Annotated in this window: 24 protein-coding genes; 10 read left to right on the forward strand and 14 right to left on the reverse strand. The window is 62.3% G+C overall.

Annotated elements, in window-relative coordinates; all coding sequences use genetic code 11:
* Positions 1–37 precede the first annotated feature (37 nt).
* Genes ACKLNI_RS08120 through clpS form a run of 3 tightly spaced genes read right to left on the reverse strand, consistent with a single transcriptional unit; the run spans position 38 to position 2,181 of the window.
* On the reverse strand, positions 38–850 hold the full coding sequence (locus ACKLNI_RS08120; RefSeq protein WP_413718561.1) for an SDR family NAD(P)-dependent oxidoreductase: 813 nt from the start codon (positions 848–850) through the stop codon (positions 38–40).
* A gap of 5 nt (positions 851–855) precedes the next feature.
* Positions 856–1,845, reverse strand: coding sequence for a class I SAM-dependent methyltransferase (locus ACKLNI_RS08125; RefSeq protein ID WP_413718562.1), 990 nt, complete (start codon positions 1,843–1,845; stop codon positions 856–858).
* Positions 1,846–1,863: 18 nt separating this feature from the next.
* A complete protein-coding gene (clpS, locus tag ACKLNI_RS08130) occupies positions 1,864–2,181 on the reverse strand; it encodes an ATP-dependent Clp protease adapter ClpS (protein ID WP_413718593.1) in 318 nt (105 codons plus the stop codon).
* Positions 2,182–2,296: 115 nt separating this feature from the next.
* On the opposite strand from clpS, the gene ACKLNI_RS08135 reads away from it, so the two are divergent.
* The 3 genes from ACKLNI_RS08135 to ACKLNI_RS08145 all read left to right on the forward strand — a co-directional run bounded on the left by ACKLNI_RS08135 (position 2,297) and on the right by ACKLNI_RS08145 (position 4,886).
* Positions 2,297–2,998, forward strand: a complete 702-nt coding sequence (locus ACKLNI_RS08135; RefSeq protein ID WP_413718563.1) for an HAD family hydrolase — start codon at positions 2,297–2,299, stop codon at positions 2,996–2,998.
* 229 nt (positions 2,999–3,227) lie between these two features.
* The gene (locus ACKLNI_RS08140) at positions 3,228–4,622 is read left to right on the forward strand and encodes a D-alanyl-D-alanine carboxypeptidase family protein (RefSeq protein WP_413718594.1); all 1,395 of its coding nucleotides are present in this window, start codon (positions 3,228–3,230) and stop codon (positions 4,620–4,622) included.
* Positions 4,623–4,721: 99 nt separating this feature from the next.
* Positions 4,722–4,886: a Tat pathway signal protein gene (locus tag ACKLNI_RS08145; RefSeq protein ID WP_413718564.1), complete on the forward strand. Its 165-nt coding sequence runs from the start codon at positions 4,722–4,724 to the stop codon at positions 4,884–4,886.
* A gap of 82 nt (positions 4,887–4,968) precedes the next feature.
* Here the strand turns inward: ACKLNI_RS08145 and ACKLNI_RS08150 are convergent, their stop codons facing one another.
* Together ACKLNI_RS08150 and ACKLNI_RS08155 are read right to left on the reverse strand one after the other, a co-directional pair.
* Complete coding sequence (locus ACKLNI_RS08150) at positions 4,969–8,100, reverse strand: valine--tRNA ligase (protein ID WP_413718565.1); 3,132 nt, start codon at positions 8,098–8,100, stop codon at positions 4,969–4,971.
* 64 nt (positions 8,101–8,164) lie between these two features.
* On the reverse strand, positions 8,165–8,596 hold the full coding sequence (locus tag ACKLNI_RS08155) for an Lrp/AsnC family transcriptional regulator (protein ID WP_413718566.1): 432 nt from the start codon (positions 8,594–8,596) through the stop codon (positions 8,165–8,167).
* A 113-nt stretch (positions 8,597–8,709) separates the two neighbouring features.
* Here ACKLNI_RS08155 and ACKLNI_RS08160 point away from each other — a divergent pair, with 113 nt between their 5' ends.
* The 3 genes from ACKLNI_RS08160 (at position 8,710) to ACKLNI_RS08170 (ending at position 13,388) form a co-directional block, all read left to right on the forward strand.
* The gene (locus ACKLNI_RS08160; protein WP_413718567.1) at positions 8,710–9,849 is read left to right on the forward strand and encodes a type III PLP-dependent enzyme; all 1,140 of its coding nucleotides are present in this window, start codon (positions 8,710–8,712) and stop codon (positions 9,847–9,849) included.
* A 58-nt stretch (positions 9,850–9,907) separates the two neighbouring features.
* A complete protein-coding gene (locus ACKLNI_RS08165) occupies positions 9,908–12,199 on the forward strand; it encodes a xanthine dehydrogenase family protein molybdopterin-binding subunit (RefSeq protein ID WP_413718568.1) in 2,292 nt (763 codons plus the stop codon).
* A gap of 118 nt (positions 12,200–12,317) precedes the next feature.
* Positions 12,318–13,388, forward strand: a complete 1,071-nt coding sequence (locus tag ACKLNI_RS08170; RefSeq protein ID WP_413718569.1) for a T6SS phospholipase effector Tle1-like catalytic domain-containing protein — start codon at positions 12,318–12,320, stop codon at positions 13,386–13,388.
* Here ACKLNI_RS08170 and ACKLNI_RS08175 read toward each other — a convergent pair.
* Both ACKLNI_RS08175 and metF read right to left on the reverse strand, forming a co-directional pair.
* Positions 13,385–13,858 (reverse strand): PaaI family thioesterase, encoded by a 474-nt coding sequence (locus ACKLNI_RS08175; RefSeq protein WP_413718570.1) that lies wholly within the window; start codon positions 13,856–13,858, stop codon positions 13,385–13,387. The two genes, ACKLNI_RS08170 and ACKLNI_RS08175, sit on opposite strands and share 4 nt — an antisense overlap.
* Before the next feature lie 60 nt (positions 13,859–13,918).
* Positions 13,919–14,785: a methylenetetrahydrofolate reductase [NAD(P)H] gene (gene metF / locus ACKLNI_RS08180; protein ID WP_413718571.1), complete on the reverse strand. Its 867-nt coding sequence runs from the start codon at positions 14,783–14,785 to the stop codon at positions 13,919–13,921.
* A 92-nt stretch (positions 14,786–14,877) separates the two neighbouring features.
* Here metF and ACKLNI_RS08185 point away from each other — a divergent pair, with 92 nt between their 5' ends.
* The gene (locus ACKLNI_RS08185; RefSeq protein WP_413718572.1) at positions 14,878–15,795 is read left to right on the forward strand and encodes a LysR family transcriptional regulator; all 918 of its coding nucleotides are present in this window, start codon (positions 14,878–14,880) and stop codon (positions 15,793–15,795) included.
* A 17-nt stretch (positions 15,796–15,812) separates the two neighbouring features.
* On the opposite strand, the gene ACKLNI_RS08190 is transcribed toward ACKLNI_RS08185, so the two are convergent.
* On the reverse strand, positions 15,813–16,103 hold the full coding sequence (locus tag ACKLNI_RS08190) for a hypothetical protein (RefSeq protein WP_413718573.1): 291 nt from the start codon (positions 16,101–16,103) through the stop codon (positions 15,813–15,815).
* Positions 16,104–16,269: 166 nt separating this feature from the next.
* Here ACKLNI_RS08190 and ACKLNI_RS08195 point away from each other — a divergent pair, with 166 nt between their 5' ends.
* A complete protein-coding gene (locus ACKLNI_RS08195) occupies positions 16,270–17,058 on the forward strand; it encodes an inositol monophosphatase family protein (protein ID WP_413718574.1) in 789 nt (262 codons plus the stop codon).
* Between the two features lie 46 nt (positions 17,059–17,104).
* Positions 17,105–17,245 (forward strand): hypothetical protein, encoded by a 141-nt coding sequence (locus ACKLNI_RS08200; protein WP_413718575.1) that lies wholly within the window; start codon positions 17,105–17,107, stop codon positions 17,243–17,245.
* Here ACKLNI_RS08200 and ACKLNI_RS08205 read toward each other — a convergent pair.
* Positions 17,242–18,468, reverse strand: coding sequence for an MFS transporter (locus tag ACKLNI_RS08205; RefSeq protein WP_413718576.1), 1,227 nt, complete (start codon positions 18,466–18,468; stop codon positions 17,242–17,244). The genes ACKLNI_RS08200 and ACKLNI_RS08205 overlap by 4 nt on opposite strands.
* A 109-nt stretch (positions 18,469–18,577) precedes the next feature.
* Here ACKLNI_RS08205 and ACKLNI_RS08210 point away from each other — a divergent pair, with 109 nt between their 5' ends.
* Complete coding sequence (locus ACKLNI_RS08210; RefSeq protein ID WP_413718577.1) at positions 18,578–19,369, forward strand: glutathione S-transferase family protein; 792 nt, start codon at positions 18,578–18,580, stop codon at positions 19,367–19,369.
* Between the two features lie 3 nt (positions 19,370–19,372).
* Here the strand turns inward: ACKLNI_RS08210 and ACKLNI_RS08215 are convergent, their stop codons facing one another.
* The 5 genes from ACKLNI_RS08215 to ACKLNI_RS08235 form a co-directional block, all read right to left on the reverse strand.
* Complete coding sequence (locus ACKLNI_RS08215) at positions 19,373–20,704, reverse strand: glutamine synthetase family protein (protein ID WP_413718578.1); 1,332 nt, start codon at positions 20,702–20,704, stop codon at positions 19,373–19,375.
* A gap of 4 nt (positions 20,705–20,708) precedes the next feature.
* The gene (locus ACKLNI_RS08220; protein WP_413718579.1) at positions 20,709–21,509 is read right to left on the reverse strand and encodes an ABC transporter permease; all 801 of its coding nucleotides are present in this window, start codon (positions 21,507–21,509) and stop codon (positions 20,709–20,711) included.
* Positions 21,506–22,372: an ABC transporter permease gene (locus ACKLNI_RS08225; protein WP_413718580.1), complete on the reverse strand. Its 867-nt coding sequence runs from the start codon at positions 22,370–22,372 to the stop codon at positions 21,506–21,508. The genes ACKLNI_RS08220 and ACKLNI_RS08225 overlap by 4 nt, the downstream gene beginning before the upstream one ends.
* Positions 22,373–22,413: 41 nt before the next feature.
* Positions 22,414–23,145, reverse strand: coding sequence for a transporter substrate-binding domain-containing protein (locus ACKLNI_RS08230; protein WP_413718581.1), 732 nt, complete (start codon positions 23,143–23,145; stop codon positions 22,414–22,416).
* A 136-nt stretch (positions 23,146–23,281) separates the two neighbouring features.
* Positions 23,282–24,055, reverse strand: coding sequence for an ABC transporter ATP-binding protein (locus ACKLNI_RS08235; protein WP_413718582.1), 774 nt, complete (start codon positions 24,053–24,055; stop codon positions 23,282–23,284).
* Positions 24,056–24,097 lie beyond the last annotated feature (42 nt).

Below are 24,097 nucleotides of genomic sequence, written 5' to 3' on the forward strand. Positions count from 1 at the left end.
ACGCCGGCAGCGTGGCCAGCCGACCGGTTGCCGCAGCCTAATGCGCGGGTGCCTCGGCCGCATCGACAAGCGTGCGCCCGCCATCGACCGTCAGGATCTGACCGGTCATGAAGCCGGAGCCATCGGAGGCCAGAAACTGCGCGACTTCCGCCAGTTCCGTCGGACTTGCGATCCGGTGGAGGGGTGTCGATTCGATGATCGCGTCGCGGAAATCCTCGTTTTCCTTCAACGCGCCCTGAAGCGAGGCGCTCATGACCGACCCCAGCGCAATCCCGTTGACGCGGATGCGGTGCGGTGCCAGCGCCACGGCCATTGAGCGCGTCATCTGGTCCAGTGCCGCGGAACTGACCGAATAGGCCAGCAGTTCGGGCTGTGTGCGCCGTGCGGCGATCGACGAAAGATTGATGATCGAACCCGTCGGCGCCTCGTCGTTGTCTATGTCCTTCGCCTGCTTGATCATCCGTTTCGCGAAAACCTGCGTTACGCGCAGCGAGGTCATGAGGTTCTGGTTCAGAAGGTCGATGACAGCGTCATCATCCGGATTGAGCGGATCGGAGGACAGCATCTGGCGCGACGCGTTGACCAGGATGTCGGCGCGATCGAACCGGTCGATCGTGGCCGAGAGAAGATTCGCGACCGTCAGCTTTTCACGCAAATCGCCAGCGAAATAGGCGATGGTGCCGCTCTCGTCCTCGCTAACCTGTCCCACTTCCTCGGCAAGTTTCGCTTCGTCCATGTCGGCGAACATGACATTGGCGCCTTTCTCGACGAAATGCCGGGCCACGGCCAGGCCCACGCCATTGGCCGCACCGGTCACGACTGCGGTCTTTCCAGCGATGGAGAACGACATGTGATCTATCCTTTTCGGGGGGGGCGGGGATGCGAGGCCGCGTAGAGTTTGAACGAGGGCGTCTGGCCGAGGATTTTGACGTCTCTGAACGCGTCTTGCAGCGTTGTCTCATACGGCAAATGCCGGTTCGCGACAAGCCACAGCTGGCCTTTCAGGGTCAGCATCGCCGCGGCGGCGCGAATGAAAGCGCGTCCCAGCTCGGGATCGGCCGCCCTGCTTTCGTGAAACGGCGGGTTCATCACGACATGGTTCGCGGAGGTGTCGGGCCGGAAGGTCCGCGCATCGGCCCAGTGAAACCGGGCGCGCGGATCGGTGATGTTATGCCGCGCATCCTCCAGCGCGACGTGATCGGCCTCGACGAGATCCAGCGAGGTCACACCGTCACGGGTCAGGATCGCGTCCGCCAGATAGCCCCAGCCCGCACCCAGATCGACGGCGTGACCTTTCATGACCTTCGGCAGCGCAGCCGCGAGTTCCCTGGAACCGGGATCGACCCGGTCCGCCGAGAACACGCCGGGTGACGTCCGAAACCTGCCCTCGACCAGGGAGGGCGATCCAACCTCCCAGTCCGCGAAATCTCCGCCGTCAAAGCTGAAGAACTTGCCATGCGCCTTTGAAAGAACCTCGCCGATGTCGGCCCTTTGCCGAACCTCCTTGAGGATCGAATCCACACCGTCGGTCTTCTGCCCGTCGATCGCGACCGGCCCGCTCGTGGCGGCACGCGCGTCCCGGATCAGAAGCCGGGCCTCCGCTTTTGAGCGCGGAAGGCAGACGATGGCTGCGGAATAGGGGCCTTCGACCTTGGTCGAGACCGCGTAGCCCCCGTTGCGGAAGGCTGCGTTGTCCGGGTAGAGCCGCGCAATGACCTGCACCCGATCGGCAGGCAAGGGACCGAGGTCGTCGCCGGCCCTCGCACCGATGACGGCGATCGTGCCCGAAGCGGGCAATGTCAGCGCACCGGTCTCAAGCGCGAGGTTCAGTCTCTCCGAAAACATGGGAGGCGGGCCGCGGCCCTATTCCTTTTCCATGGTGCATTGAAGGGGATGCTGATGACGCCGTGCGAAATCCATCACCTGAGCGACCTTCGTCTCGGCGACTTCGAACGAGAATACTCCGACGACGGCCAATCCCTTCTTGTGAACTGTCAGCATCAACTCGAACGCCTGCGCGTGGCTCATGCCGAAAAACCGCTCCAGCACATGAACCACGAATTCCATCGGAGTATAATCGTCGTTCAGCAGCATCACCTTGTACATCGGCGGACGCTGGGTTTTGGGCTTGGTATCGGTCAGGACGCCGGTCTCATCCTCCGGCTTGTCCTTGTCGGCCATCATATGCAGGTTGTCAGCGATCAAAACCACCTTCGCCGTTCGACTGGGTCGGGCGCACAATATAAGCGTTCTGGTCTCCGAGAAAAGGCCCGACACGCAGGAGAGCGCACAAAGAATGCTGACGACCATCTGTTTCGATGCCGACGATACCCTGTGGCACAACGAACGGTTCTTCCGCCTGACCCAGGAGCATTTCGCCAGCCTGCTGCGTGACCACGCTTCATCGGATCATTTGGCCGAGCGACTTCTCGAGGCGGAGAAGCGCAACATCGGGCACTACGGATTCGGCATCAAGGGTTTCATGCTGTCGATGATCGAGACCGCGCTCGAGGTGACCGAGAACCGGGTGCCGGGGTCCGTCATCGCCGAGATCATTGCGGCGGGGCAGGACATGTTGGGCCATCCGATCGAACTATTGCCCGGCGTTCAGGAGACGGTCACCGCCCTGGCCGGCGAGTTTACTCTTCTCTTGGTGACCAAGGGCGATCTTCTGGACCAGGAACGCAAGCTTGCACAATCCGGTCTGGGAGAGCTGTTCGACGGGGTGGAGATCGTCTCTGAGAAATCGCCAACGGTTTATCGCTCGATTTTCTCGCGGCACGGAACCACTCCGACGCAGGCGCTGATGGCTGGAAATTCGCTGAAATCCGACGTCAATCCAGTGATCGAGGCAGGAGGTTGGGGGGTCTATGTTCCGCACGGCCTGACATGGGAGCTCGAGGCTGCCGAGCCACCGGAAGGGCACCCCCGCTTCCGCCAGATTGAGAATCTCTCGGAATTACCAGAGCTTGTGCGGGAAATTTGCCACAACATCTAGCGGATACTGCGGATAGGAGCACTCCATCTTGTGGCGGAAAATTGCCATGATTCGAACATGGAAAATTCACCATTTTCCGATGGATTCGAACGTGTTACGGTTCAGGGAAACATACCCGAAAATTGAAGGATCCGGCGATCAAAGACCGGACCTCAGAGGCAGAAGGGGCAGAATCTTGACGTTACGGGCCGCCGTTCGCGTCTTTCAGGCAATCGTTTTCGCGTTCCTCATGTTGTTCGCGCCGGTCGCAGTGGTTGCTGCGCCCTACGCGGCAATGGTGATGGACGCGCGAAGCGGAGAGGTTCTCCATTCTCGAAATGCCGACACGCGCCTACATCCGGCCTCTCTGACCAAGATGATGACGCTCTATGTGGTTTTCGACGCCATCGAGCGTGGCGAAATATCGCTGGATACCAAGGTCAAGATCTCTCAGAAAGCCGCGGCAGAGCCGCCGTCAAAACTTGGACTTCGAACGGGTCAGTCGATCGCCATTCGGCACCTGATCCGCGCTGCTGCCGTGAAATCCGCCAACGACGCCGCCACGGCGCTTGGTGAGGCGGTATCGGGAAGCGAAGCCGCGTTTGCGCGCCGGATGAACCGGATGGCCAAGGCCATGGGTATGACCCGGACCACGTTCCGCAACGCCCACGGCCTGACCGAAACAGGTCATCTCTCGACCGCACGGGACATGACGGTTTTGGGGCGGCACCTGTTCTACGATTTCCCCGAGTACTACAACTTGTTCTCGCGCCAGCGGACAGATGCGGGTGGCAAGACGATCTACAACACCAATCGCCGCCTGCTCGGCAGCTATCGCGGCGCCGATGGGATCAAGACCGGCTACACGCGCGCCGCCGGCTACAACCTCGTGGCTTCGGCCGAGCGTGGCAGCGAACGGATCATCGCGACGGTCTTCGGCGGGCGCTCGGTGGCGACCCGGAATGCCGAGGTGGCCGAACTTCTCGATTTGGGCTTCAAGCGTGCCCCCTCGCGCGTGGCCGTCAAGAAGCCGGCACGCCCGGTTCTCATCGCCGAGGCTCCATCCGGTGCTGCAACCGGTCAGGCCGTACAGACCACCGGGCTGATCGCCCGCTCGCCGCGCCCGCTTCTGCGCCCGGCGCCTCAGCCTCCCGAGGAGGTGCTGGTCGCGCTGGCCGATGGGATCGCGGACGCCCTTGCGGAAGTCGCTGTGGCCGATGCCTCCGTGGCAGACGTCGCGCCGGAAATTTCGGTCGAGACGGCTCCGGCTGCTCCTCCGGAGATTCTGGCAGCCAGCCTTGCCGGCGCGCTCCTGCGCCCCGCGCCGCGCCCGGTCATCGCAGAAGGGTCGGCGCCGGAGATCGGCTCGGACGAACCCACCGTTGTGATGCGGCTCTCCACCTCGGGCGGTCGCCATTGGGGAATTAACGTGGGCCGGTTCACGACGCGGCACGAAGCCGAGAAGGTTCTACTGCAGACCGCACTGGTCGAAATCTCCACGCTGGACGATGCCTTGCGGAAGGTCGTGCGCAGCCCGCGCGGCTGGGAGGCGAACTTCGTCGGCATGAGCCAGGAACAGGCCGATCTGGCGTGCCGGCGGCTTGAGGCCCAGAATGTCACCTGCCGCCCTGTCGGACCGGGTTGAGGCTGAAGATGGGCAGCATTTTCAAAGCCCTGGATGGCGGTCATCTTGATCGTGCTCTCTTTAGAACCCACCTGAAAGAGCCGAAAGGAGACCCGCGGGATGACACAGCTCACCAGGCGCACTTTTCTCGTCGCAGTCGCCTCTTCTGGCGCAGTGAAAGCGATGCCGAAGATCGCGACGACGGCAGGCGGAAAACGCGTTCTGACACTGGTTTATGACAAGTCGCTGGGCATGATGCGGGCGATTGACCGCGTCGTTCGCTGACCGGAAGTTGCGTCCGCGTCGCTGTAGCGACGGGTGGGGGACGCTGTCCCCTACACCCCCTGGGATATTTGGCGGCCGATAATCAGCCCAGTTCGGCCAGACGCTCTACGGCGGTTCTGATACGTGCCAGTTCCTCGGACTTCTGCGCGGCCATGTCCTCGGTCTCCTCGATGACCTCGGGTGCCGCGTTTTCGCGGAACTTCGGGTTGTTCAGCCGGCCTTGAAGCCCGCCCAGTTCTTTTTCCAGCTTGCCAACCGTTTTTTCCAGCCGCGCTTTTTCGGCACCCACGTCGATCAGCCCTTCAAGAGGCAGGGCGAACGTGCCGCCCTCGACCGCGATGGTGGCCGCACCCTTGGGCGCTGCGTCTGCCGCCGTCAGTCCTTCGATGCCGGCCTCCCGATCCCGCAGGATGATCGCTTCGTTCCGCGCCCAGGCGGTTTCGCCTGCCGCGTCCAGCGACAGCTTCAGAAGCGGGGCTTTCAGCGATTTCGGCACGTTCATTTCGCCACGAACACTGCGCACCTTCTCGATCAGGTCGCGGACCCAGCGCATTTCCGCGACTGCGGCTTCGTCGATCAGTTCCTCTCCATAGGACGGCCAGTCGGCGTGGATCAGCATTTTCTCGCGCGCCGCCGATAGCCCCCACAGTTCTTCGGTGAGGAAGGGCATGATCGGGTGTAGCATGATCAACAGCTGATCGAGCGCCCATCCATAGACCGCCCGCGTTTCCTCGGCGGCGTCGCCATCGAGCAGAGGCTTCGAGAATTCGACGTACCAGTCGAAGAAGGTGTAGGCGAAGGCGTAAAGCCCGTTTGCCGCGTCGTTGAAGCGGAAGGCATTGAGCGCGGCGTCGGTCTCGATCCGTGCGCGTGCCACTTCACCAACGATCCACTTGTTCGCTGTCTCTTTCAGCGGCTGTCCCGGCTGCCAGCGGGCATGGCCGAAGACGCCGTTCATCTCGGCAAACCGCGCGGCGTTCCAGATCTTGGTCGTGAAATTCCGATATCCTGCGATCCGCTGGGTCGAGAGCTTCAGGTCACGGCCCATCGCGGCCATCGAGGTCAGGGTGAAGCGGACGGCATCCGCGCCGTATTCGTCGACCAGCTCCAGCGGGTCGAGGACGTTGCCCAGCGACTTCGACATCTTCTTGCCCTTCTCGTCGCGAACGAGGGCGTGCACGTAGACGGTGTCAAACGGGCGGTCGCCCACGGTGGCGTACTGCATCATCATCATCCGGGCGACCCAGAAGAAGATGATATCGAAGCCGGTGACGAGGACGGATGTCGGAAAATACTTCGCCAGTTCCGGCGTCTCATCGGGCCAGCCGAGAGTGCCGATCGGCCAGAGGCCGGAGGAGAACCAGGTGTCGAGGACGTCCGGATCCTGCCAGATCGGATAGACCAGATGGGTCGGGTCCTGGCTGATGGTATAGTCGGCAAGGCTGGCCGAGATGAGGTCCATCGCCTCGGCGCGGCTGCCGACTTCGACGACCCTGGCATGGTTCAGAGGCGTCGGCAGATCGGCGAGAACGTCTTCGAACTGCGAGGCCACTTCGTCGAACGCTGCGGCGCAGTGATGGTGCTCATCGCCGCGCAACAGGGATTGCTCGATCAGGAGCCGCATCAGCTCCGGCTGATCCAGCGCGCCGTCACCTTCATCGTCGTGGAAGCCCTCGCCACTGAGGTCAAAGCCGTACCAGACCGGGATCTGATGCCCCCACCAAAGCTGACGCGAGATGCACCATGGCTCGATGTTTTCGAGCCAGTTGAAGTACACCTTCTTGTGCTGCTCGGGCAGGATCTCGGTGGTGCCGTCGCGGACGGCCTCCAGCGCGGGGCCGACGATCTTGGCGGTGTCGACGAACCACTGGTCCGTCAGCATCGGCTCGATGACCACTTTCGAACGGTCGCCATAGGGCGCCATGATCTTCTTCGCTTCGACCAGAGGCACCAGCGCGTCCGCGCCCTCGGCGTCTGGCTTCAGCGCTGCGCCACCCAGAACCGGGTCATCGGCACGGGTCATGACCGCAAGGTCTTCTTCCGTGATCTGCTCGATCACCGCGGCACGCGCGACGAACCGGTCGAGCCCGCGAAGGTCGTCCGGCACAAGGTTCAGCGCATCCGCCTCGTTCTCGCTCAGAACGCGTTCGCCGCGGGCAACCTCCATCGCGACCTGCGCGGCTTCGGCATAGGGCAGGCCGTCGTCGCGCATATGCGCCTTGGTATCCATCAGGCGGTACATCGGGATGCCGCCGCGCCTGGCCACCTGGTAGTCGTTGAAGTCATGCGCGCCGGTGATCTTGACCGCGCCCGAACCGAAGTCGGGATCGGGATATTCGTCGGTTATGATAGGGATCAGGCGGCGATGCTCCTTGGGCCCGACGGGAATTTCACAGAGTTTCCCGACAATGGGAGCGTAGCGTTCGTCCGAGGGGTGAACGGCGACCGCGCCGTCGCCCAGCATGGTCTCGGGCCGGGTCGTGGCGATCGAGATGTAGTCGCGCGTCTCGCGCAGCGTGACGTTTCCTTCCGCGTCCTTCTCGACGTACTCATAGGTGGCGCCGTCCGCGAGCGGGTACTTGAAGTGCCACATATGGCCGTCGATTTCGATGTTCTCGACTTCGAGGTCCGAGATCGCAGTCTCGAAATGCGGGTCCCAGTTGACCAGCCGCTTGCCGCGATAGATCAGCCCATCCTCGTACATTTTCACGAAGACGCGGATCACGGCGTCGTGGAAGTTGCCTTCTTCGCCCTCGGGCGCGCCGGGGGCGCCCGACATGGTGAAGGCGTTGCGGGACCAGTCGCAGGACGCGCCCAGACGCTTCAGCTGCTCAATGATCGTGCCGCCCGACTGTTTTTTCCATTCCCAGACCTTGGCGGTGAAGGAGTCGCGTCCCATGTCCCGGCGGCCGGGCAGACCTGCCTTTGCGAGTTCGCGCTCGACGACCATCTGCGTGGCTATCCCGGCATGGTCCTGGCCCGGCTGCCAGAGCGTGTCGTGGCCCCGCATCCGGTGCCAGCGTATCAGGATGTCCTGCAGGGTGTTGTTGAATGCATGCCCCATGTGCAGAACGCCCGTGACGTTCGGCGGCGGGATCATGATCGAGAAGGTTTCGTCCGAAGAAGCGTTGGCGCCGGCCTTGAAGGCTCCGGCCTCTTCCCAGGTGCGGTAGATGCGCGCTTCGGCTTCGGATGCGTCGAATGTCTTTTCCATGGGTCTTTCCCTTGCGGTCGCGGACCATTTAGCGGCCCTTCGAGGCGAGTGAAACCCCTAGGGATCAGACGGCACGGTCAATCCGGGTGGAAAGGTGCACCAGCGACTCCGATGAACGCACGCCCGGCACCGCTCCGATGGCGTCAAGCGCGCGGTCCAGCGCTTCGGTCGACGGTGCGGCCAGACCGACGATCAGGTCGAACCGCCCGCTTGTGGTGTGCGCGCTGGAGACTTCCCTCACCGCTTTCAGCCGCGCAAGAACGGCTGGCAGGGTGCGTGGTTCGATCTGTAACAGTGCGGTGGCGCGGATCGTCGTTCTCTCGGCACTTTCTCCAAGCCGGATGGTGTAGCCCGCAATGACCCCCCGGCGCTCCAGTCGTTCCAGTCTCGATTGCACCGTCGACCGCGCCAGTCCCAAGGCTTGGGCAAGAGAGGCTACAGGTTGGCGGGCGTCCTGCGTCAGCAGAGAGATGAGTGCGTGATCGATTTCGTCCATATGACGAAAAGTCCGTCATTATGATCGAATAAACAACCCTAATCGACAACTTTTCCGTTCAAAATGATCAAGCCGGCGCGGATCATTGGAGTACGGCATCAATGGAGTTCCGCATGCGTCTTGTCCCGGCAATCTGGTCCGATCCACGCACCCATCTCCTGACCCAGCGTCCCGACGATGCGGTCCTGTTTTTCGCGCCGGATCAGCTGAGGGCGACGGCAGAGCGGTTCCAGCGCGGCTTTCCGGGACTGGTGACCTATGCCGTCAAGGCCAATGATGCGGTCGAGGTTCTGGAGAACCTGTCGGCCTCGGGGCTTCAGGCCTTCGACGTGGCCTCTCCTGCCGAGATGAGGCTCGTCCGACGGCTCGCTCCCCTTGCGGCGCTCCATTACAATAATCCGGTGCGCTCGCGCGCCGAAATAGCCGAGGCCGTAGGGCTTGGCGTATCTTCCTATTCCGTCGACTGCGCCGGCGAACTGGACAAACTCATCGCCGCAGGGTTGCCTGCGGCGACCGAGATCTCTGTTCGGCTGCATCTTCCGGTGGCGGGTGCCGCCTATGATTTCGGCGCCAAGTTCGGCGCTTCGCCCGAGACGGCGGCTATCCTGTTGCGCCGGGTCGCGGAGAGAGGGCTTGTGCCGTCAATGACGTTCCATCCCGGAACTCAGTGTGCCGATCCGGCCGCCTGGGCGGCGTACATCGCCGAATGCGCCCGTGTCGCGCAACGCGCGGGGGTTCATCTGGTCCGGCTGAACGTCGGCGGTGGGTTTGCCGCTCATCGCACCGGCGTTGCACCGGACCTGGATACGATCTTCGCAGGGATAGATGCCGCCGTTGCGCGCGCCTTTGGCCGCACCAGACCCGAACTTGTTTGCGAGCCTGGCCGTGCGATGGTTGCCGAGGCCTTCACCGCCGCCACCCGCATCAAGGCCATCCGCGAGGACGGTGCGGTTTTCCTCAATGACGGGATCTATGGCAGTTTCGCCGAGGCTCCGATCCTCGGCAATGTCGACCGGATCGAGGTGATCCCGCAATCCGGTCGGCGGCCCGGCACCCGACAGGTGCCGAGGACGGTCTTCGGGCCGACCTGCGACAGCCTGGATCGTCTCCCGGGGCAGGTGCTCTTGCCGCACGACCTTGCCGAAGGCGACTGGATCCTGTTCCACGGCATGGGCGCCTATTCCCGCGCAACCGTAACCCGTTTCAATGGTTATGGTTCCGAACGTATCGTGACCGTTGAAAAATTTGCCTGAGACTGGACACTGGCCGCTCGCCCGCTAGGCTCCCGCGCAACAGGCAACGGAGTCGCTCATGGACAAGTTCGGCAAGTCTCAGCCGGTTCGCCGGTTCGAGGATCAGCGTTTCATTACCGGTCATGGCGGGTATGTCGACGACATCGCGCCAAATGGCGCGCTGCACGCCGTGTTCGTGCGAAGCGAGGTCGCCCACGGCATTTTGCATCCTCTCGATTTGTCCGAGGTGCGCGGCATGCCGGGGGTGGCCTTGGCACTTGCGGCCGAGGACCTGGAGGCGATGGGCGCCGACTATCTCATGCGCGGCACGCTCGTAACGAACCGAGATGGCTCCAAGGGCGCCGAAACGGCTCGGCACGTCCTTGCGAGAGGCAAGGTGCGCTTCGTAGGCGAGCCGATTGCGGTGGTCGTGGCCGAGACGCGCGAGCAGGCAAAGGACGCCGCCGAGGCCGTGTTCGTCGAGGTCGATCATCTGCCTGCAAAGGTTGATATTGCTCCGGGCGGCGAGACCCTTCACGACACTGCGCCGGACAACGTGGCGTTCGACTGGGGCATGGGCGATGAAGAGGGCGCCAGGGCTGCCTTCGATCAGGCAACTCACGTTGTCAGGACACGGGTCGTCGACAACCGGGTGATCGTCAACTCTATGGAGCCGCGCGGTTGCTTCGCGGAATGGGACGGAACGCGCCTTCATCTCGCGTTCGGCGGTCAGGGTGTCTGGGGCATCAGGCCGAAACTTGCCAAGTGTTTCGGGCTTGATGCAGAGGCGGTGCGCGTCACCAACCCCGATGTCGGTGGCGGTTTCGGCATGAAGGGCATGGATTACCCCGAGTATTTCGTCGTGTGCGCCGCCGCCAAGGCGCTTGGCCGTCCGGTGCGCTGGATGTCCGAACGGACCGAGGCGATGCTGACCGACAACGCAGGGCGCGACCTGATCACCGAAACCGAACTTGCGTTTGACGCCGATTACCGGCTGATTGGCTACCGCACCAACACAACCTGCAACATCGGTGCCTACAATTCGCAATTCGCCCAACCGATCCAGACCGACCTTTTCTCAAAGGTCGCGATGGGCGTGTATGACGTGCAGAACGTCTATCTTCAGTGCCGGGGCATCTTCACCAACACCACGCAGGTCGATGCCTATCGCGGTGCCGGCCGGCCCGAGGCGATTTTCGTGCTGGAACGCTCGATGGACAATGCGGCCCGCCAGCTTGGCGTCGATCCGTGGGAACTGCGCCGCAAGAGCTTCATCCCAACGTCGAAATTTCCCTACAAGACTGCGATCGCCGACACCTATGACGTCGGCGATTTCAACCGCGTGATGGACCGCGTCATGGCCGAAGCCGATGTAGCGGGCTTTGCCGCAAGGCGGAGCGAGTCCGAAGCCAGGGGCAGGCTCCGAGGACAAGGCATCTGCTACTACATCGAGTCGATCCTGGGCGATCCGTCTGAAAACGCTCGCGTCGTGTTCGAAGAAGACGGCTCTGTCAGCCTCTATGTCGGCACGCAGTCGAACGGGCAGGGTCACGAGACCGTCTATGCAACCTTCCTTGCCGATCACACTGGCATTCCGGTCGAAAAGATCCGCGTCATACAAGGCGACACCGACCTGATCCCGCAAGGCGGCGGTACGGGCGGTTCGCGTTCGGTCACCGTGCAGTCGACTGCGACGCTGGCGACTGTCACAACAATCCGCAGACAGTTCGCAGAGTACCTCGCCGAGAAGGCCGGTGCTGACAGCGTCGATTTCGACGACGAGCGTTTCCGGATTCCGGGCTCGAACGAGACGCCGAGCATGCTCGAAGTGGCCGGGATGGCGCGGAACGATGGCAGGACCGACCTGCTGGACGTGCAGGAACGGATCAAGCTGGATGCGCGATCCTTCCCCAACGGGTGCCATGTGGCAGAAGTCGAGATCGATCCCGAGACCGGCCAACTGGTCGTCGACCGCTATACCGTCACGGACGATTTCGGTAATCTGATCAATCCAATGCTCGCCGAAGGTCAGGTTCATGGCGGTGTGGCGCAGGGTATTGGTCAGGCCATCACCGAGCACACTGTCTACGACCAGGACGGCCAGCTTCTGACCGCGTCCTTCATGGATTACGGGATGCCGCGCGCCGTGGATTTGCCGATGATCCGCTTCACGACCGAGCCCGTGCCGTCGCTCTACAACCCCATGGGAATGAAGGGATGTGGCGAGGCGGGAACCGTCGGAGCCCTTGCCGCGATTGCCAACGCCGTGACAGATGCCGTCAGCACCGCTGGCGGTGGCGATGTCCAGATGCCGTTCACGGCGGAACGGGTCTGGCGGGCGCTCAACACAGCAAAAATGGCGGCAGAGTAAAACCCCTCTGCCGCCTCATTGGCGCCTGACTTTTTCGCGAGCCTTTGTCGCAACCGTCGCAGACGGCCGATGCGCACATTATCTGTGTGGTGATTAGGGTTTGGTAGCAGTCTGAGCCATGGGAATCGGAGACCGCATCAAGGGCCTTATGGGCTTCTTCCGCCGGACGGAACGCCACGTCCAGCAGCACACGCGCGACCGTGTGGATCACGTCATCCTGCTCGACGGCACCATGTCCACTCTCGACGAGGGGGATGAAACCAACGTCGGCCTGATCTACAAGCTTCTGGCCGAGGCCTCGACGTCCCAGAATATCGGCATCCTCTACGAAGCCGGGACGCAATGGTCAGACTGGTCCAAAACCCTCGACATCATCGAGGGCCGGGGCATCAACCGTCAGATCCAGCGCACCTACGGCTGGCTGGCCAGCCGTTACCGCCCCGGAGACCGCATCTTCCTGATTGGATATTCACGGGGCGCCTATGCGGTCCGTTCGCTGGCCGGCGTGATCGACAGGGTCGGGCTGGTCAAATCCGACTTTGCCACCGAACGCATGGTGCGTGAGGCTTACCGCCACTACCGTTTCGAAACCGCCCCCGCGACGGCCGCGAAATTCGCTGCCAGCTATTGTCACCCGCATGTCCCGATCGAGATGATCGGAGTCTTCGACACCGTGAAGTCGCTCGGGTTCCGCGCGCCCTTCGTCTGGAAATGGGAAGAGGTCAAGCACGCGTTCCATAACCACGAGATCGGACCCAGCGTCCGTCACGCCTTCCATGCTCTCGCGCTCGACGAGAACCGCGAGGCCTTTACCCCCGTCTTCTGGGACTGCCCGCCCGATCATCCGGGCCGCATGGAACAGGTCTGGTTCCGCGGCAGCCATGGAGATGTTGGCGGGCAACTGTCCGGGTACAACGTCGCGCGTCCTCTCTCGAACATACCCCTCGTTTGGATGCTGGACCGGATGGAGCGTTGCGACTTGCGTTTGCCGTCTGGCTGGCGGCAGCGATTTCCGACTGATCCTGACGCGAAATCCGTCGGCACAACGCGAGGTTGGGGCAAGTATTTTCTGGCCCGCCGACGCCGCGTGATGGGCAGGGACCCGTCCGAAAGCCTGCATCCGACGGCATCAGGTCGTTCGCCCCGGGCGCGCGAATTCGAAAAACAGGCGGTGAACAGCCCGGCTTAAGGGGCGATCTTGATCACGAGGCAGGTTGTCGAGGCCTGCCCATAGAGTCTGCCGTCCTCGACACCCACCAGATCGGCCCTGGCGACCCCGGTGGACCGTCCCACATGATCGGCTGTCGCAATGGCGCGCACCCGGATCCCGGCGGGAATGCCCCTTATCAGGTTCACCTTGTATTCCAGCGTCGTATAGCCGGCCCCTGCGGGAAGGCGGCTCATTATGGCGCACCCAAGGGCACTGTCCAGGATCGTCCCGAACCAGCCGCCGTGGGTTGTTCCCAGGGGGTTCAGGTGGTCTTCGGTCGGTTCACCCTCGAAGACCACACGGCCTTCCTCGACCTCCGTCATCACGATTCCCATATGCCGCGCCATCGGCGCGGCGGGCAGTTCGCCCCGGAGAATGCCATTCAAAAATTCCACCCCCGGCATCGCGGCGATCGTCGCGCGCCCGGCAACGCCGTATTTTCGTTCCATGTGTTCCTCCGCTGATCCGGCGACACCATGCGTCGCGCGCCGGGCAACGGCAAGACCGGGTCAGGCGACGTTTTCGAGGACCGCAGGCGGCACGAGGCCAAGCGCATGGACGACTTCGCGCGTCATGTCCGGCCGGTTCAAAGTGTAGAAATGCAGGTGCTCCACACCCTCGTCCAGAAGTCGCGTGCACAGCGTCGTGCAATGGGTCAGCGCCAGAAGATCGCTGCGCCCATCGCGCTCGGCGGTCTCGAACCCGCGCTCAAGGGCAGAGGGAATGCGCGCGCCACAGCGTGCGGCGAATTTCTTGACGCCGTTCCACGACTGGATCGGCAGAATTCCGGGCAGGATCTGAGCGTCGATACCGGCTTTCGCACAGCGGTCGCGGAAGCGGAAAAAAGTCTCGGCCTCGAAGAAAAACTGGGTGATCGCGCTGGTAGCGCCTGCGTCGATCTTGCGCTTCAGCCAATCGACATCCGCGCCGTCATAGCCTGCTTCAGGATGCGGGTCCGGATAGGCGCCGACGGCGATTTCGAACTTCCCGGTTTCGGCCAGCGCCTCAACCAGCTCGGCAGAGTTGGCAAACCCGTCCTCGCGCGCCCGGAACCCGTCAGCACCCGCCGGCGGGTCACCGCGAAGTGCCACGATCTTCGACACGCCCGCCGCGGCATAGCGCTCGGCGATTTCCAACGTTTCTTCGCGGCTGGCGTCGACGCAGGTCAGATGGGCCGCCACCTCGATTCCGGTGCGCCCCCGGATAGTCTCAACCGCCTCGTGAGTCAGTTGCCGCGTCGTTCCGCCCGCACCATAGGTGACCGACACGAACGACGGGTCCAGATGCTGCAGGGACTTGATCGTGTCCCAAAGCTGGAAAGAGGCATCAAGTGATTTGGGCGGAAAGAACTCAAATGAAATCGTTGGGGCGGGCATGTCGGAACTCCGTTTCGTTCAGCCCTTGTCCCATATCGGTATATGTGAGACAAATTCATAATTCTCATCACCATAATGAGTCTGACCGCATAATGCATATCGAATTCCGCCACCTTCGCACGATCCGCGCCATCCATGAGGCCGGTGGCCTGGCGCGTGCGGCCGATATCCTGAACATCACGCAATCCGCGCTCAGCCACCAAGTGAAGGGACTGGAAGACCAGGCCGGGGTCGAGCTGTTCGTGCGCCGCTCGAAGCCATTGAAACTGTCGGCTGCTGGGCACAAGCTACTGAAATTGGCGGAAAAAGTCCTTCCGGAAATCGAGGCGCTGGAGGACGATTTCGCGGCACTTCGTTCGGGCAAGTCGGGCCGGCTACACATCGCGATAGAATGCCATGCCTGCTTCGAATGGCTGTTTCCGGTGCTGGAGGAATTCCGCAAGGCCTGGCCCGAGGTCGATGTCGATATTCGTCCGGGTCTGGCTTTCGGTGCGATGTCCGCGCTTGATCGCGAGGAAGTTGATCTTGTGGTTTCGTCAGACCCCGAGGATTTGCCCTGCGTCGATTTCACCGCGCTCTTCGATTACGAACCGGTGTTCGTCGCGTCGGCTCAGCATCCGTTGGCGCAGAAGGACTATGTTGTCGCCGAGGATTTCCGGGATGAACTTCTGATCACCTACCCCGTAGACCGCGCCCGCCTCGATGTTTTCACGGAGCTTCTGACACCAGCCAAGGTCGAACCTCGGTCGATCCGACAGGTCGAACTGACCGCCGTGATCCTTCTGCTCGTCGCCTCGAACCGCGGCGTCGCGGTCCTGCCCGACTGGGTCGTGCGCGAAGTGCGCTATCATTCTGACTATGTGACGCGACCGCTGACCGAAAAGGGCGTCACGAAACGTCTCTATGCGGCAACGCGTTCAGACGATACGACAAAGCCTTTTATGTCGCATCTCTTGCGCCTGGCGCGAAAGATTCCCGTGCAGTTGCAACGGGGCGATCTCAAGGCCTGAGATCGCCCGCTTTTGCGTCAACCGCGCATTTTTTTCAGGATCATGCCGACGATGACCTGAACGACAAGGCCGCCAACCCCGCCACCGACAAGGTTTCCGGCCATCGAGGCAATATCAATGCCGCCAGCGGCGGCTGCCGCGTCTGCGCCGCCGGATATCAGCCCGCCCAGCAGTTGCCCGCCGCCGACACCGCCGATGGCGCCTGCGATCAGGTTGCCAATGCTCCCCATATCGGCGCCCTTGACGGCTTTGCCTCCGCCCATGCCGCCGATAGCGCCGCCGACGAGTTGTGCAATGATCTGTTCCATGTGGGTCCACCCTGGTTCCAAGTTGCGCGGTGCTACCCCACCGTCTCATTCTGAGTGCGCCAAACCTCGTCGGCGAGACCGCCTTCTGTCAAGCTCCTTCGCGCTTCGGCCTTGGCAAGGCGCGGGGCCTGTCCTATACGCGCCGCCTGAGCAAACGGAGACCACCATGCAGGGCAGCGCCAACCTCAACGTGATGATCATGGCAGCGCGAAAGGCGGGCCGCAGCCTTGTGAAGGATTTCCGCGAGGTCGAGAACCTTCAGGTTTCATCCAAAGGCGCAGGCGATTTCGTCAGCCGGGCCGACATCGCCGCGGAACAGATCGTTCGCGACATGCTGATGGAGGCGCGGCCCAACTATGGCTGGGTTGGCGAGGAGTCGGAGGCGCAGGAAGGCAAGGACCCGACGCGACGCTGGATCGTCGACCCGCTGGACGGCACAACAAACTTCCTCCACGGCATGCCGCACTGGTGCGTATCGATCGCGCTGGAACACAAGGGCGAGATCGTGTCCGCGGTGATATTCGATCCGGCGAAGGACGAGATGTTCGTCGCCGAAAAGGGGCAGGGCGCCTGGCTGAACGACACCCGCATGCGCGTCAGCGACCGGGGCCGGATGATCGAGTCGGTCTTTGCAACGGGCCTTCCGTTCGGCGGCCGAGCGGAACTCCCCGAGACGCTGAAGGATCTCGCGCGGCTTCTGCCCGCTACCGCCGGAGTGCGCCGCTGGGGTGCAGCTGCGCTTGACCTCGCCTATGTGGCCGCGGGCCGCTACGAGGGGTACTGGGAGCGTGGCCTGAACATCTGGGACATCGCCGCCGGTGTGCTGATCGTCAAAGAGGCGGGGGGCTTCGTCGAGGCGATCGAGTCGGACCGGAGCCCGCTCGAATCCCGCAACCTGATCGCTGCGAACGCAACGATCTTCGAAACCTTTGCAAAGACTGTTCGGGCAGGCTGAACAATTCAGCCCGATTCCTGCCGCATTTCGATGCAAGCAGAAAGACATGTCTGTTAATGCACTCATCCTCTGGACAGTGGCCGGCTTTTTCGGCCTTTCCGCCGCGATGATGCTCGTTCCGCCCGAACCGCCGGTCGCCTCGCTCGAGAGGGGGCTTGGCCCCGAGGTTTCGACCGAAGCGCTCTAGGGATCGCGACGTGTGCGGCTCCGGCCCAGGAGCCGACCGACCAGGAACGAGGTCCGCGGCGAGTAGACGTAGTTCGTGCGCGTCTCCGTACGCCGCGCCCGCATGCGGATCAGACCGAATACGATCAGAACCACATGCGCCAGCGAGACGAAAACGAACATGGCCGACGGACCGTAGCCTTCGATAAGTTCCGACACGAACCAGGGCGACGCAATGGCGCCCACGGCGTAAAGAAACATCAGTGCCGCTGACAGTTCCACACGTTCGTCGTCTTCGGCATGGTCATGGGCGTGGGCGGCCGACACCGAATAGATCGGAAACGTCGCAAACCCGAACAGCCCCGCTGTCAGAAAGGCCGCCGCCGTTCCCGCGTTCGAGAAGGTGACCGTGATCGCGCAGGAGATGATGGCGAATAGCGACAAACCGATAAGAACCCATCGCCGGTCATACCGGTCCGCGAACCATCCGGCCGGGTATTGCGAGAACGCCCCGCCCAACACGAAGGCGGCAAGGAACAGGGCGATCTGGTCCACACTCAGTCCGACCTCCGCACCATAGATCGGTCCAACCATCCGGAAAGCGGCGGTGGTCAGACCTGCGGAAACGACGCCAGCTGCGGCCAATGGGGAACGCGCCCAGGCCAGCGCGGGCCGCAGCCGTGGGGCATCCGGGGTCAGGGGCTCGGCGGAGCGGGTAACCACCAGCGGCAAAAGGGCGGCGCAGCAGATCAGGGCGAGGATGTTGTACGAGATGTAATGCGCCGGCGTCAGGACCGAAATGATCAACTGCGCCACAAGCGAGCCGCCGATGTCCACCACGCGGTAGACCCCCATCGTCCGGCCACGGGTTTCGTTGGTGACCTTGGCCTGTAACCAGCTTTCCACCACGGTGTAACAGCCTGCCACGCACAGGCCCGACAGCATGCGCATTCCCATCCAGGCGACAGCATCGATCACGATCATGTGCGACAGGATCCCGATCGTGCCACAGGCGATGAAAGCAGCGAAGGCCCGTGAATGCCCAACCGCTCCCATGAGGCGCGGTGCCCACCAGCAACCGATGAAGAAGCCGAAGAAATGCGCCGACCCTAACAGGCCGACTTCCGCCTTCGAAAACCCCAGCTCCAGCCCCGAGATCGCATCCAGCGGCGCGATACCGCCCGAACCCAACTGCAGAAGAATGACGGACAGAAAAAGGGCGGCGAAAGAAATCAGAAGGCTCATGGGACCTGTGGGGGCTGCTCCTCTCCGGGATAAGCCCTTCCCGGGTTGAAGGTCACGTCCGTAATCGACAGAGTGGCGGCGATTTTGGACTTTTTGGACAGGACAAGACGTGAACGCCTCCATCCATCACATCCCGGTCTGCCCGTTTTGCCAGCGCCTCGAGATCCTCCTGTCCCTCAAGGGGCTGCGAGATCAGATCACGTTCAATGTCGTCGACATCACCAAGCCGCGAGATCCGCGCCTTCTGGAGCTGTCCAAGGGCACGACCGCGCTGCCCCTGATGGAAATACCCGGTCGCACGGCGCTCAAGGAAAGCCGGGTCCTTCTCGACTATGTCGAGGAGCTGTATCCCGATCCACCGGTTGCGCGGCCTGATCCTTATGAACACGCGCTCGAAAGCCTGCTGGTCGAGCGCGAAGGCGGTTTTGGCGCCGCAGGCTATAGCTTCGTGATGAACCAGGACCCGGCAAAGCGCGAGCGCTTCTCCGAGAGGATGCTGGCCGAGTATAGGGCGATCAACGACATCCTCGTGAACTATGCCCCTGGCAAGACGTTCTTTTTCGACCGCTTCGGCTGGGCCGAAACCGTCTTCACGCCATTCTTCATGCGCTTCTGGTTTCTCGACTATTACGAGGGTTTCGAATTACCGGAAGGCGCCCAGTATGACCGCGTGCGTCTCTGGCGCGAAGCTTGTCTGGCGGAACCCTGTGCGCAGCAGGTGCAATTCGATCAGATCGTCAAGCTCTACTATGACTACGCCAAAGGGGCCGGCAATGGCGCGCTGGTCGAGGGACGCCGCGTTTCGTCCTTCGTGTTCGAGCCGGACTGGCCCGGTCGGCCAATGCCGCCTGCGGACAAGTACTCGGTTTCGGCCTCTGACGCCGAACTCGGGCTGGTGTGAACTTCAGACCGTATCCAGATACAGGTCGATACGCTGGCTTTCCGACAATTCGTCGTAGTAGCTCAACTCCTGCCGCTTCGTCATCAGGTAGTTCCGGATCAGTTCTTTCGGCAGGATCCGTGGCATGAGCGTGCTTTCCTCGAACATCCGGATCGCCTCGTGCCAGTCAGATGGCAGCGTCTCCAGCTTGGCCGCATAGGCGTTGCCCTTGATCGGTTCGGGCGGTTGGACCTGATCCTCGATCCCAACCAGCGCCGCACCCAGGATCACCGCCAGCATCAGGTAGGGGTTGGTGTCCCCGCCCGCCACGCGATGTTCGATCCGCCGTGCGGCCGGGTTGCCGCCCGGGATGCGGATCGCCGCCGTCCGGTTCTCATAGGCCCAGCCCAGGCCGGTCGGCGCATGGGCGCCCGGCACCAGTCGGTCATAGCTGTTTCCGTGAGGAGCGAAGACCAGCGTGGAATCCTTCATCGCGTTCAGGCATCCGCCGATCGCGTGCATCAGAGTGTCGGTGCCCCGCTCGGTGCCGTCGTCGAAGATGTTGTTGCCCTTCGCATCCAGCACCGAGAAATGCACATGCATGCCGGTCCCAGAGTGCTCGGCATAGGGCTTGGCCATGAAACTGGCAGCAAAGTCATGTTTGCGCGCAAGACCCTTCACCAAAAGCTTGAACAGCCATGCGTCGTCTGCAGCCTCCAGCGCAGGGCCGTGGATCAGGTTGATCTCGTACTGGCCAAGACCTGCCTCGGAAATCGCGGTTTCCGCCGGGATGCCCATGGCGGCGCAGGCGTCGTAAAGCTCGGCGAAAAAGTTGTCGAAGGCGTCCAGCGCGCGGATCGACAGGATCTCGCCGCCCAGGCGCCGCTTGCCCGACCGTTGCGAAGGCGGGGGCTGCAGCGTGTCGCCCGCGTCGTCGATCAGGTAGAACTCCAGCTCGGTCGCCGCCTGAACTGTCCAGCCGCGTTCCTTGTAGCGCTCCAGCACCTTGGCCAGCGCATGCCGGGGGTCACCCGCAAAGGGCTCGCCCGACTCGGTGTACATCCACATCGGCAACAGCGCCGACGGGTTCTGGAGCCACGGCACCGGCACGAAGCCGCGTCCGGTCGGTCTGAGGATGCCGTCGCGATCACCGGTCTCGAATACCAGCGGGCTGTCCTCGATGTCGTCGCCCCAGATGTCGACGTTCAGGACCGACAGCGGCATCCGCGTCGTGCCCTCCATCACCTTGTCCGAGAACCCGACGGGCATGCGCTTGCCTCGCGCCTGACCGTTCAGGTCGGCCACGGCGGTGGTGATCGTCCGTATCTCGGGGTGTTTTCTAAGCCAGTAGTCCATCGTGTCACCGGATAAGTTGCGGGCGGTACCGGATGCGGCGCGCCTCGTGAGGCATGTGCCGGTTCAGACGCCGGTTCGCAAGGTTGAAGAGCCCGATAATGACGAGCGTCAGAAGGATGAAATATCCGGCTACTATGGGATAGGGCACGAAGGGGTTGAACGTCTTGTCCGCGAAGTAATTGGCATAATACAGCGCGTCGCCCTGCTGCTTGACGGCCGGGAAGCCTGAGAAGAAGACCAGCGTGGTGGCATGGAACAGGAAGATTGCCTCGTTCGTGTACGCCGGCCAGGCCAGGCGCATGGTTGTCGGCCAGACGATCCGGCGGAATTTTGACCAGCCCGAAAGCCCATAGGCATCGGCGGCCTCCAGGTCGCCACGCGGCACCGTTTTCAACGCGCCGTAGAAAATCTCGCCCGAATAGGCCGAGGTGTTCAGGATCAGCACCAGCAGCGCTCCGGCCTGCGCCGCCGTCATCCAGGGCAGGATGCCGGCCTGTTTCATGGCAAGAAAGCTGAAATAGGCCAGGAAGAACTGGATAAAGAGCGGCGATCCGCGGAAGACGAGGATGAACCACTCGGCCGGTTTCCTGAGCCATGGCGACGGGCTCGCCTTCGCCAGCGCCACCGCGTTGGCAATGAAGAAGCCGATGACCAGCGCGAGCAGACCGAAATAGATGTTCCAGATCAGGCCTGACCCGATGAGCGAAAGCTGCTGGCAGATCGAGAAATCCTCGCGCGGCAAAAGCCGCTCGCCGATCCCGATAGACCGCAGGGCATAGGCCGATATCGCCTCGCCGCAGGTCATGAGCTTCCCCCGGCGATGGCCTGCCCGTGAGACAGACGCTTCGTGATCCGTTCCAGTACGATTTCCGACAGCCGCGTGAACGTCAGGTAGAAGATCAGGAGGCCGATGAAATACCACAGCCGCCAGTCGCCATGCGGGTAGTCGAAAAACTTGGCTGACTTTGACGATCCCAGTTCGCGCGCCCAATAGACGATGTCCTCGATGCCCAGAATGAACAGCAGGGGCGTGGCCTTGATCAGGATCATCCAGAGGTTCGATAGACCGGGCAGGGCGTAGATCCACATCTGCGGAACGAGGATGCGCCAGAAAGACTGGCGTTGTGTCATGCCATAGGCCTCGGCCGTCTCCATCTGTGCCCTCGGGACCGCACGCATCGCGCCGTATAGAACGTTGGCGGCGAAGGCTCCGAAGACGATGGCGAAGGTGAAGACCGCAAGTCCGAAGTTATAGGCTTCGTGCCAGGCCTGCGGCGCATTCCCCAGGGGGATCTTGGCCTGCGGACAGACCAGGAAGTTCGCGCCCTGCCGGATTGGCTCGGTCCAGTCCGGACAGACGATCTGGTGCTTGGTCCATTCCAGCGCCTGGTCCAGAGCGATGATGAAGAACAGGAAGAAGACGATATCCGGCACGCCGCGCACCATCGACGTATAGGCCTTGCCCAACAGCGAAAGCGGCAGGAACGAGGAACGTGACGCCATCGCGCCCGCGAAACCGAAGGCAAGACTGACGGGGGCGGTGATCGCCAGAAGCAGCAGAACCGTGCCCAAGCTGATGTAAAGATTCATGTGAACGCCCGTCGTGAAGTAACAGGCGAACCACTGGAAGGTGCCCAGCGTGTCGGGTTCGGTGCAGAATGCAAACATCAGGAATAGGGCGGCAGGAAACCCGCCGCCCTGTCAAGCATTTAGTAGGTCTGGGTGTCTTCACCGAACCACTTCTTCAAGAGTTCGTTCAGCGTCCCATCCTCTTTCATGGCGGTGATCGCCGCGTCGAACTTGGCTTTCAGCTCGCCATCGGTTTCACGCAGGCCCATGCCAACGCCGCCGCCCAGCGGAACCGGGTCGCCGACGATCACAAGTTCTCCACCCGACTCTTCAGCCTTTGGCAGAAGGAAATCAGCGTCAGCAAAGACCGCGTCTGCCTCACCATTGATGACAGCGGCGATGGTTTCGTCCGGTGTCGCAAATTCCAGAAGCGTCGCGCCGGTTTCGGCTACATAGCCCGACTGGATCGTGTTGGTCTGCGCCGCGATCACGCCGCCGGTCAGATCCACGTCATCGCTCAGCGCCATGTAACGCGAGGCGGTCGGTGGATAGTAATCCTGCGTGAAGTCGATGACCTCGTCGCGTTCGGCGGTGATCGACATGCCTGCGATGATCGTGTCGTAGTTGCCCGATGTCAGGTTCGGGATGATCGAATCCCAGTCATTCGTGACCCATTCACAGGTCAGTTCGGCCCGCACGCACAGCTCGTCGCCAAGCTCGCGCTCAAAGCCGTCGACTTCTCCGGCATCGTTGATGAAGTTGTACGGAGGATAGGCGCCCTCGGTGCCCATCCGCACCACGCTGTGGCTTCCGGCCATCGCTGCGCCGGTGGCAAAAGCCACGGCAGCCGTGGCAAGAAGGATCGATTTCATGTTTTTCTCCCATTTTTATCATGAGGCGACGTTTCACAACGCGCCCGCTGTGCCGGACAGGGTTATTTAATTACCCGGCAATGACAAGATGTCCGCAGCGTCACCTGCGTTGGTTCCGGTCATTTATTCTGCAGATTCAGCCCGAAACAGCCGAAAGGAACTGCCGGAGACGCTCGGATTTCGGTTGTCCGAACAACTGGTCCGGCGGCCCCTCTTCCTCGACGAGACCCTGGTGCAGAAACACGATATGATCGCTGGTGTCCCGCGCCAGACCCATGTCGTGGGTCACGATGATCATCGTGCGGCCCTCCTGAGCCAGCGCCTTGATCACGCGGATCACCTCCTGTTCCAGTTCAGGGTCCAGAGCACTGGTCGGCTCGTCGAACAGGAGCGCGCGCGGCTCCATGCAAAGCGCCCGTGCAATCGCGGCGCGCTGTTGCTGTCCGCCGGAAAGCTGGGCCGGCCAGGCATCGGCCTTGTCCCCGATCCCGACCTTGTCGAGATACATACGCGCCTTTTCCTCGACCTCGGCGGCATCCCGTTTCAGAACGGTCAATGGCGCCTCCATCACGTTCTGGAGAACCGTCATGTGGGACCACAGATTGAACTGCTGGAACACCATCGAAAGGTTGGTGCGAATACGCGTGACCTGCGCCTTGTCGGCGGGATGGCGGTTCTGACCGGAGCCTTTCCATTGCACCGCCTCGCCTTCGAAAAGGATCTCGCCTTGCTGGCTGTTCTCCAGCAGGTTCGCGCAGCGCAGCAGGGTCGACTTGCCCGAACCGGATGAGCCGATCAGCGAGATCGCATGCCCCCGCGGGGCAACCATGTCGACGCCCTTCAGCACTTCCAGCGCGCCGAAGCTCTTGTGAAGATTGCGGATCTCGATGACGGGTGTGGTGTCGGTCACGAATGTCCCCCTCAGGATTTCCGAAAGTTAGGCCCGGAATCG

The sequence above is a fragment of the Silicimonas lutimaris genome, assembly GCF_047314965.1.
In the GTDB taxonomy this organism is placed as follows: Bacteria; Pseudomonadota; Alphaproteobacteria; order Rhodobacterales; family Rhodobacteraceae; genus JAVJUV01.

Coding starts and splice junctions, on each gene's coding strand:
- ACKLNI_RS08120 (WP_413718561.1), bottom strand. CDS start 850: ATGTCGTTCTCCATCGCTGGAAAGACCGCAGTCGTGACCGGTGCGGCC.
- ACKLNI_RS08125 (WP_413718562.1), bottom strand. CDS start 1,845: ATGTTTTCGGAGAGACTGAACCTCGCGCTTGAGACCGGTGCGCTGACA.
- clpS (WP_413718593.1), bottom strand. CDS start 2,181: ATGGCCGACAAGGACAAGCCGGAGGATGAGACCGGCGTCCTGACCGAT.
- ACKLNI_RS08135 (WP_413718563.1), top strand. CDS start 2,297: ATGCTGACGACCATCTGTTTCGATGCCGACGATACCCTGTGGCACAAC.
- ACKLNI_RS08140 (WP_413718594.1), top strand. CDS start 3,228: ATGTTGTTCGCGCCGGTCGCAGTGGTTGCTGCGCCCTACGCGGCAATG.
- ACKLNI_RS08145 (WP_413718564.1), top strand. CDS start 4,722: ATGACACAGCTCACCAGGCGCACTTTTCTCGTCGCAGTCGCCTCTTCT.
- ACKLNI_RS08150 (WP_413718565.1), bottom strand. CDS start 8,100: ATGGAAAAGACATTCGACGCATCCGAAGCCGAAGCGCGCATCTACCGC.
- ACKLNI_RS08155 (WP_413718566.1), bottom strand. CDS start 8,596: ATGGACGAAATCGATCACGCACTCATCTCTCTGCTGACGCAGGACGCC.
- ACKLNI_RS08160 (WP_413718567.1), top strand. CDS start 8,710: ATGCGTCTTGTCCCGGCAATCTGGTCCGATCCACGCACCCATCTCCTG.
- ACKLNI_RS08165 (WP_413718568.1), top strand. CDS start 9,908: ATGGACAAGTTCGGCAAGTCTCAGCCGGTTCGCCGGTTCGAGGATCAG.
- ACKLNI_RS08170 (WP_413718569.1), top strand. CDS start 12,318: ATGGGAATCGGAGACCGCATCAAGGGCCTTATGGGCTTCTTCCGCCGG.
- ACKLNI_RS08175 (WP_413718570.1), bottom strand. CDS start 13,858: ATGGAACGAAAATACGGCGTTGCCGGGCGCGCGACGATCGCCGCGATG.
- metF (WP_413718571.1), bottom strand. CDS start 14,785: ATGCCCGCCCCAACGATTTCATTTGAGTTCTTTCCGCCCAAATCACTT.
- ACKLNI_RS08185 (WP_413718572.1), top strand. CDS start 14,878: ATGCATATCGAATTCCGCCACCTTCGCACGATCCGCGCCATCCATGAG.
- ACKLNI_RS08190 (WP_413718573.1), bottom strand. CDS start 16,103: ATGGAACAGATCATTGCACAACTCGTCGGCGGCGCTATCGGCGGCATG.
- ACKLNI_RS08195 (WP_413718574.1), top strand. CDS start 16,270: ATGCAGGGCAGCGCCAACCTCAACGTGATGATCATGGCAGCGCGAAAG.
- ACKLNI_RS08200 (WP_413718575.1), top strand. CDS start 17,105: ATGTCTGTTAATGCACTCATCCTCTGGACAGTGGCCGGCTTTTTCGGC.
- ACKLNI_RS08205 (WP_413718576.1), bottom strand. CDS start 18,468: ATGAGCCTTCTGATTTCTTTCGCCGCCCTTTTTCTGTCCGTCATTCTT.
- ACKLNI_RS08215 (WP_413718578.1), bottom strand. CDS start 20,704: ATGGACTACTGGCTTAGAAAACACCCCGAGATACGGACGATCACCACC.
- ACKLNI_RS08220 (WP_413718579.1), bottom strand. CDS start 21,509: ATGACCTGCGGCGAGGCGATATCGGCCTATGCCCTGCGGTCTATCGGG.
- ACKLNI_RS08225 (WP_413718580.1), bottom strand. CDS start 22,372: ATGTTTGCATTCTGCACCGAACCCGACACGCTGGGCACCTTCCAGTGG.
- ACKLNI_RS08230 (WP_413718581.1), bottom strand. CDS start 23,145: ATGAAATCGATCCTTCTTGCCACGGCTGCCGTGGCTTTTGCCACCGGC.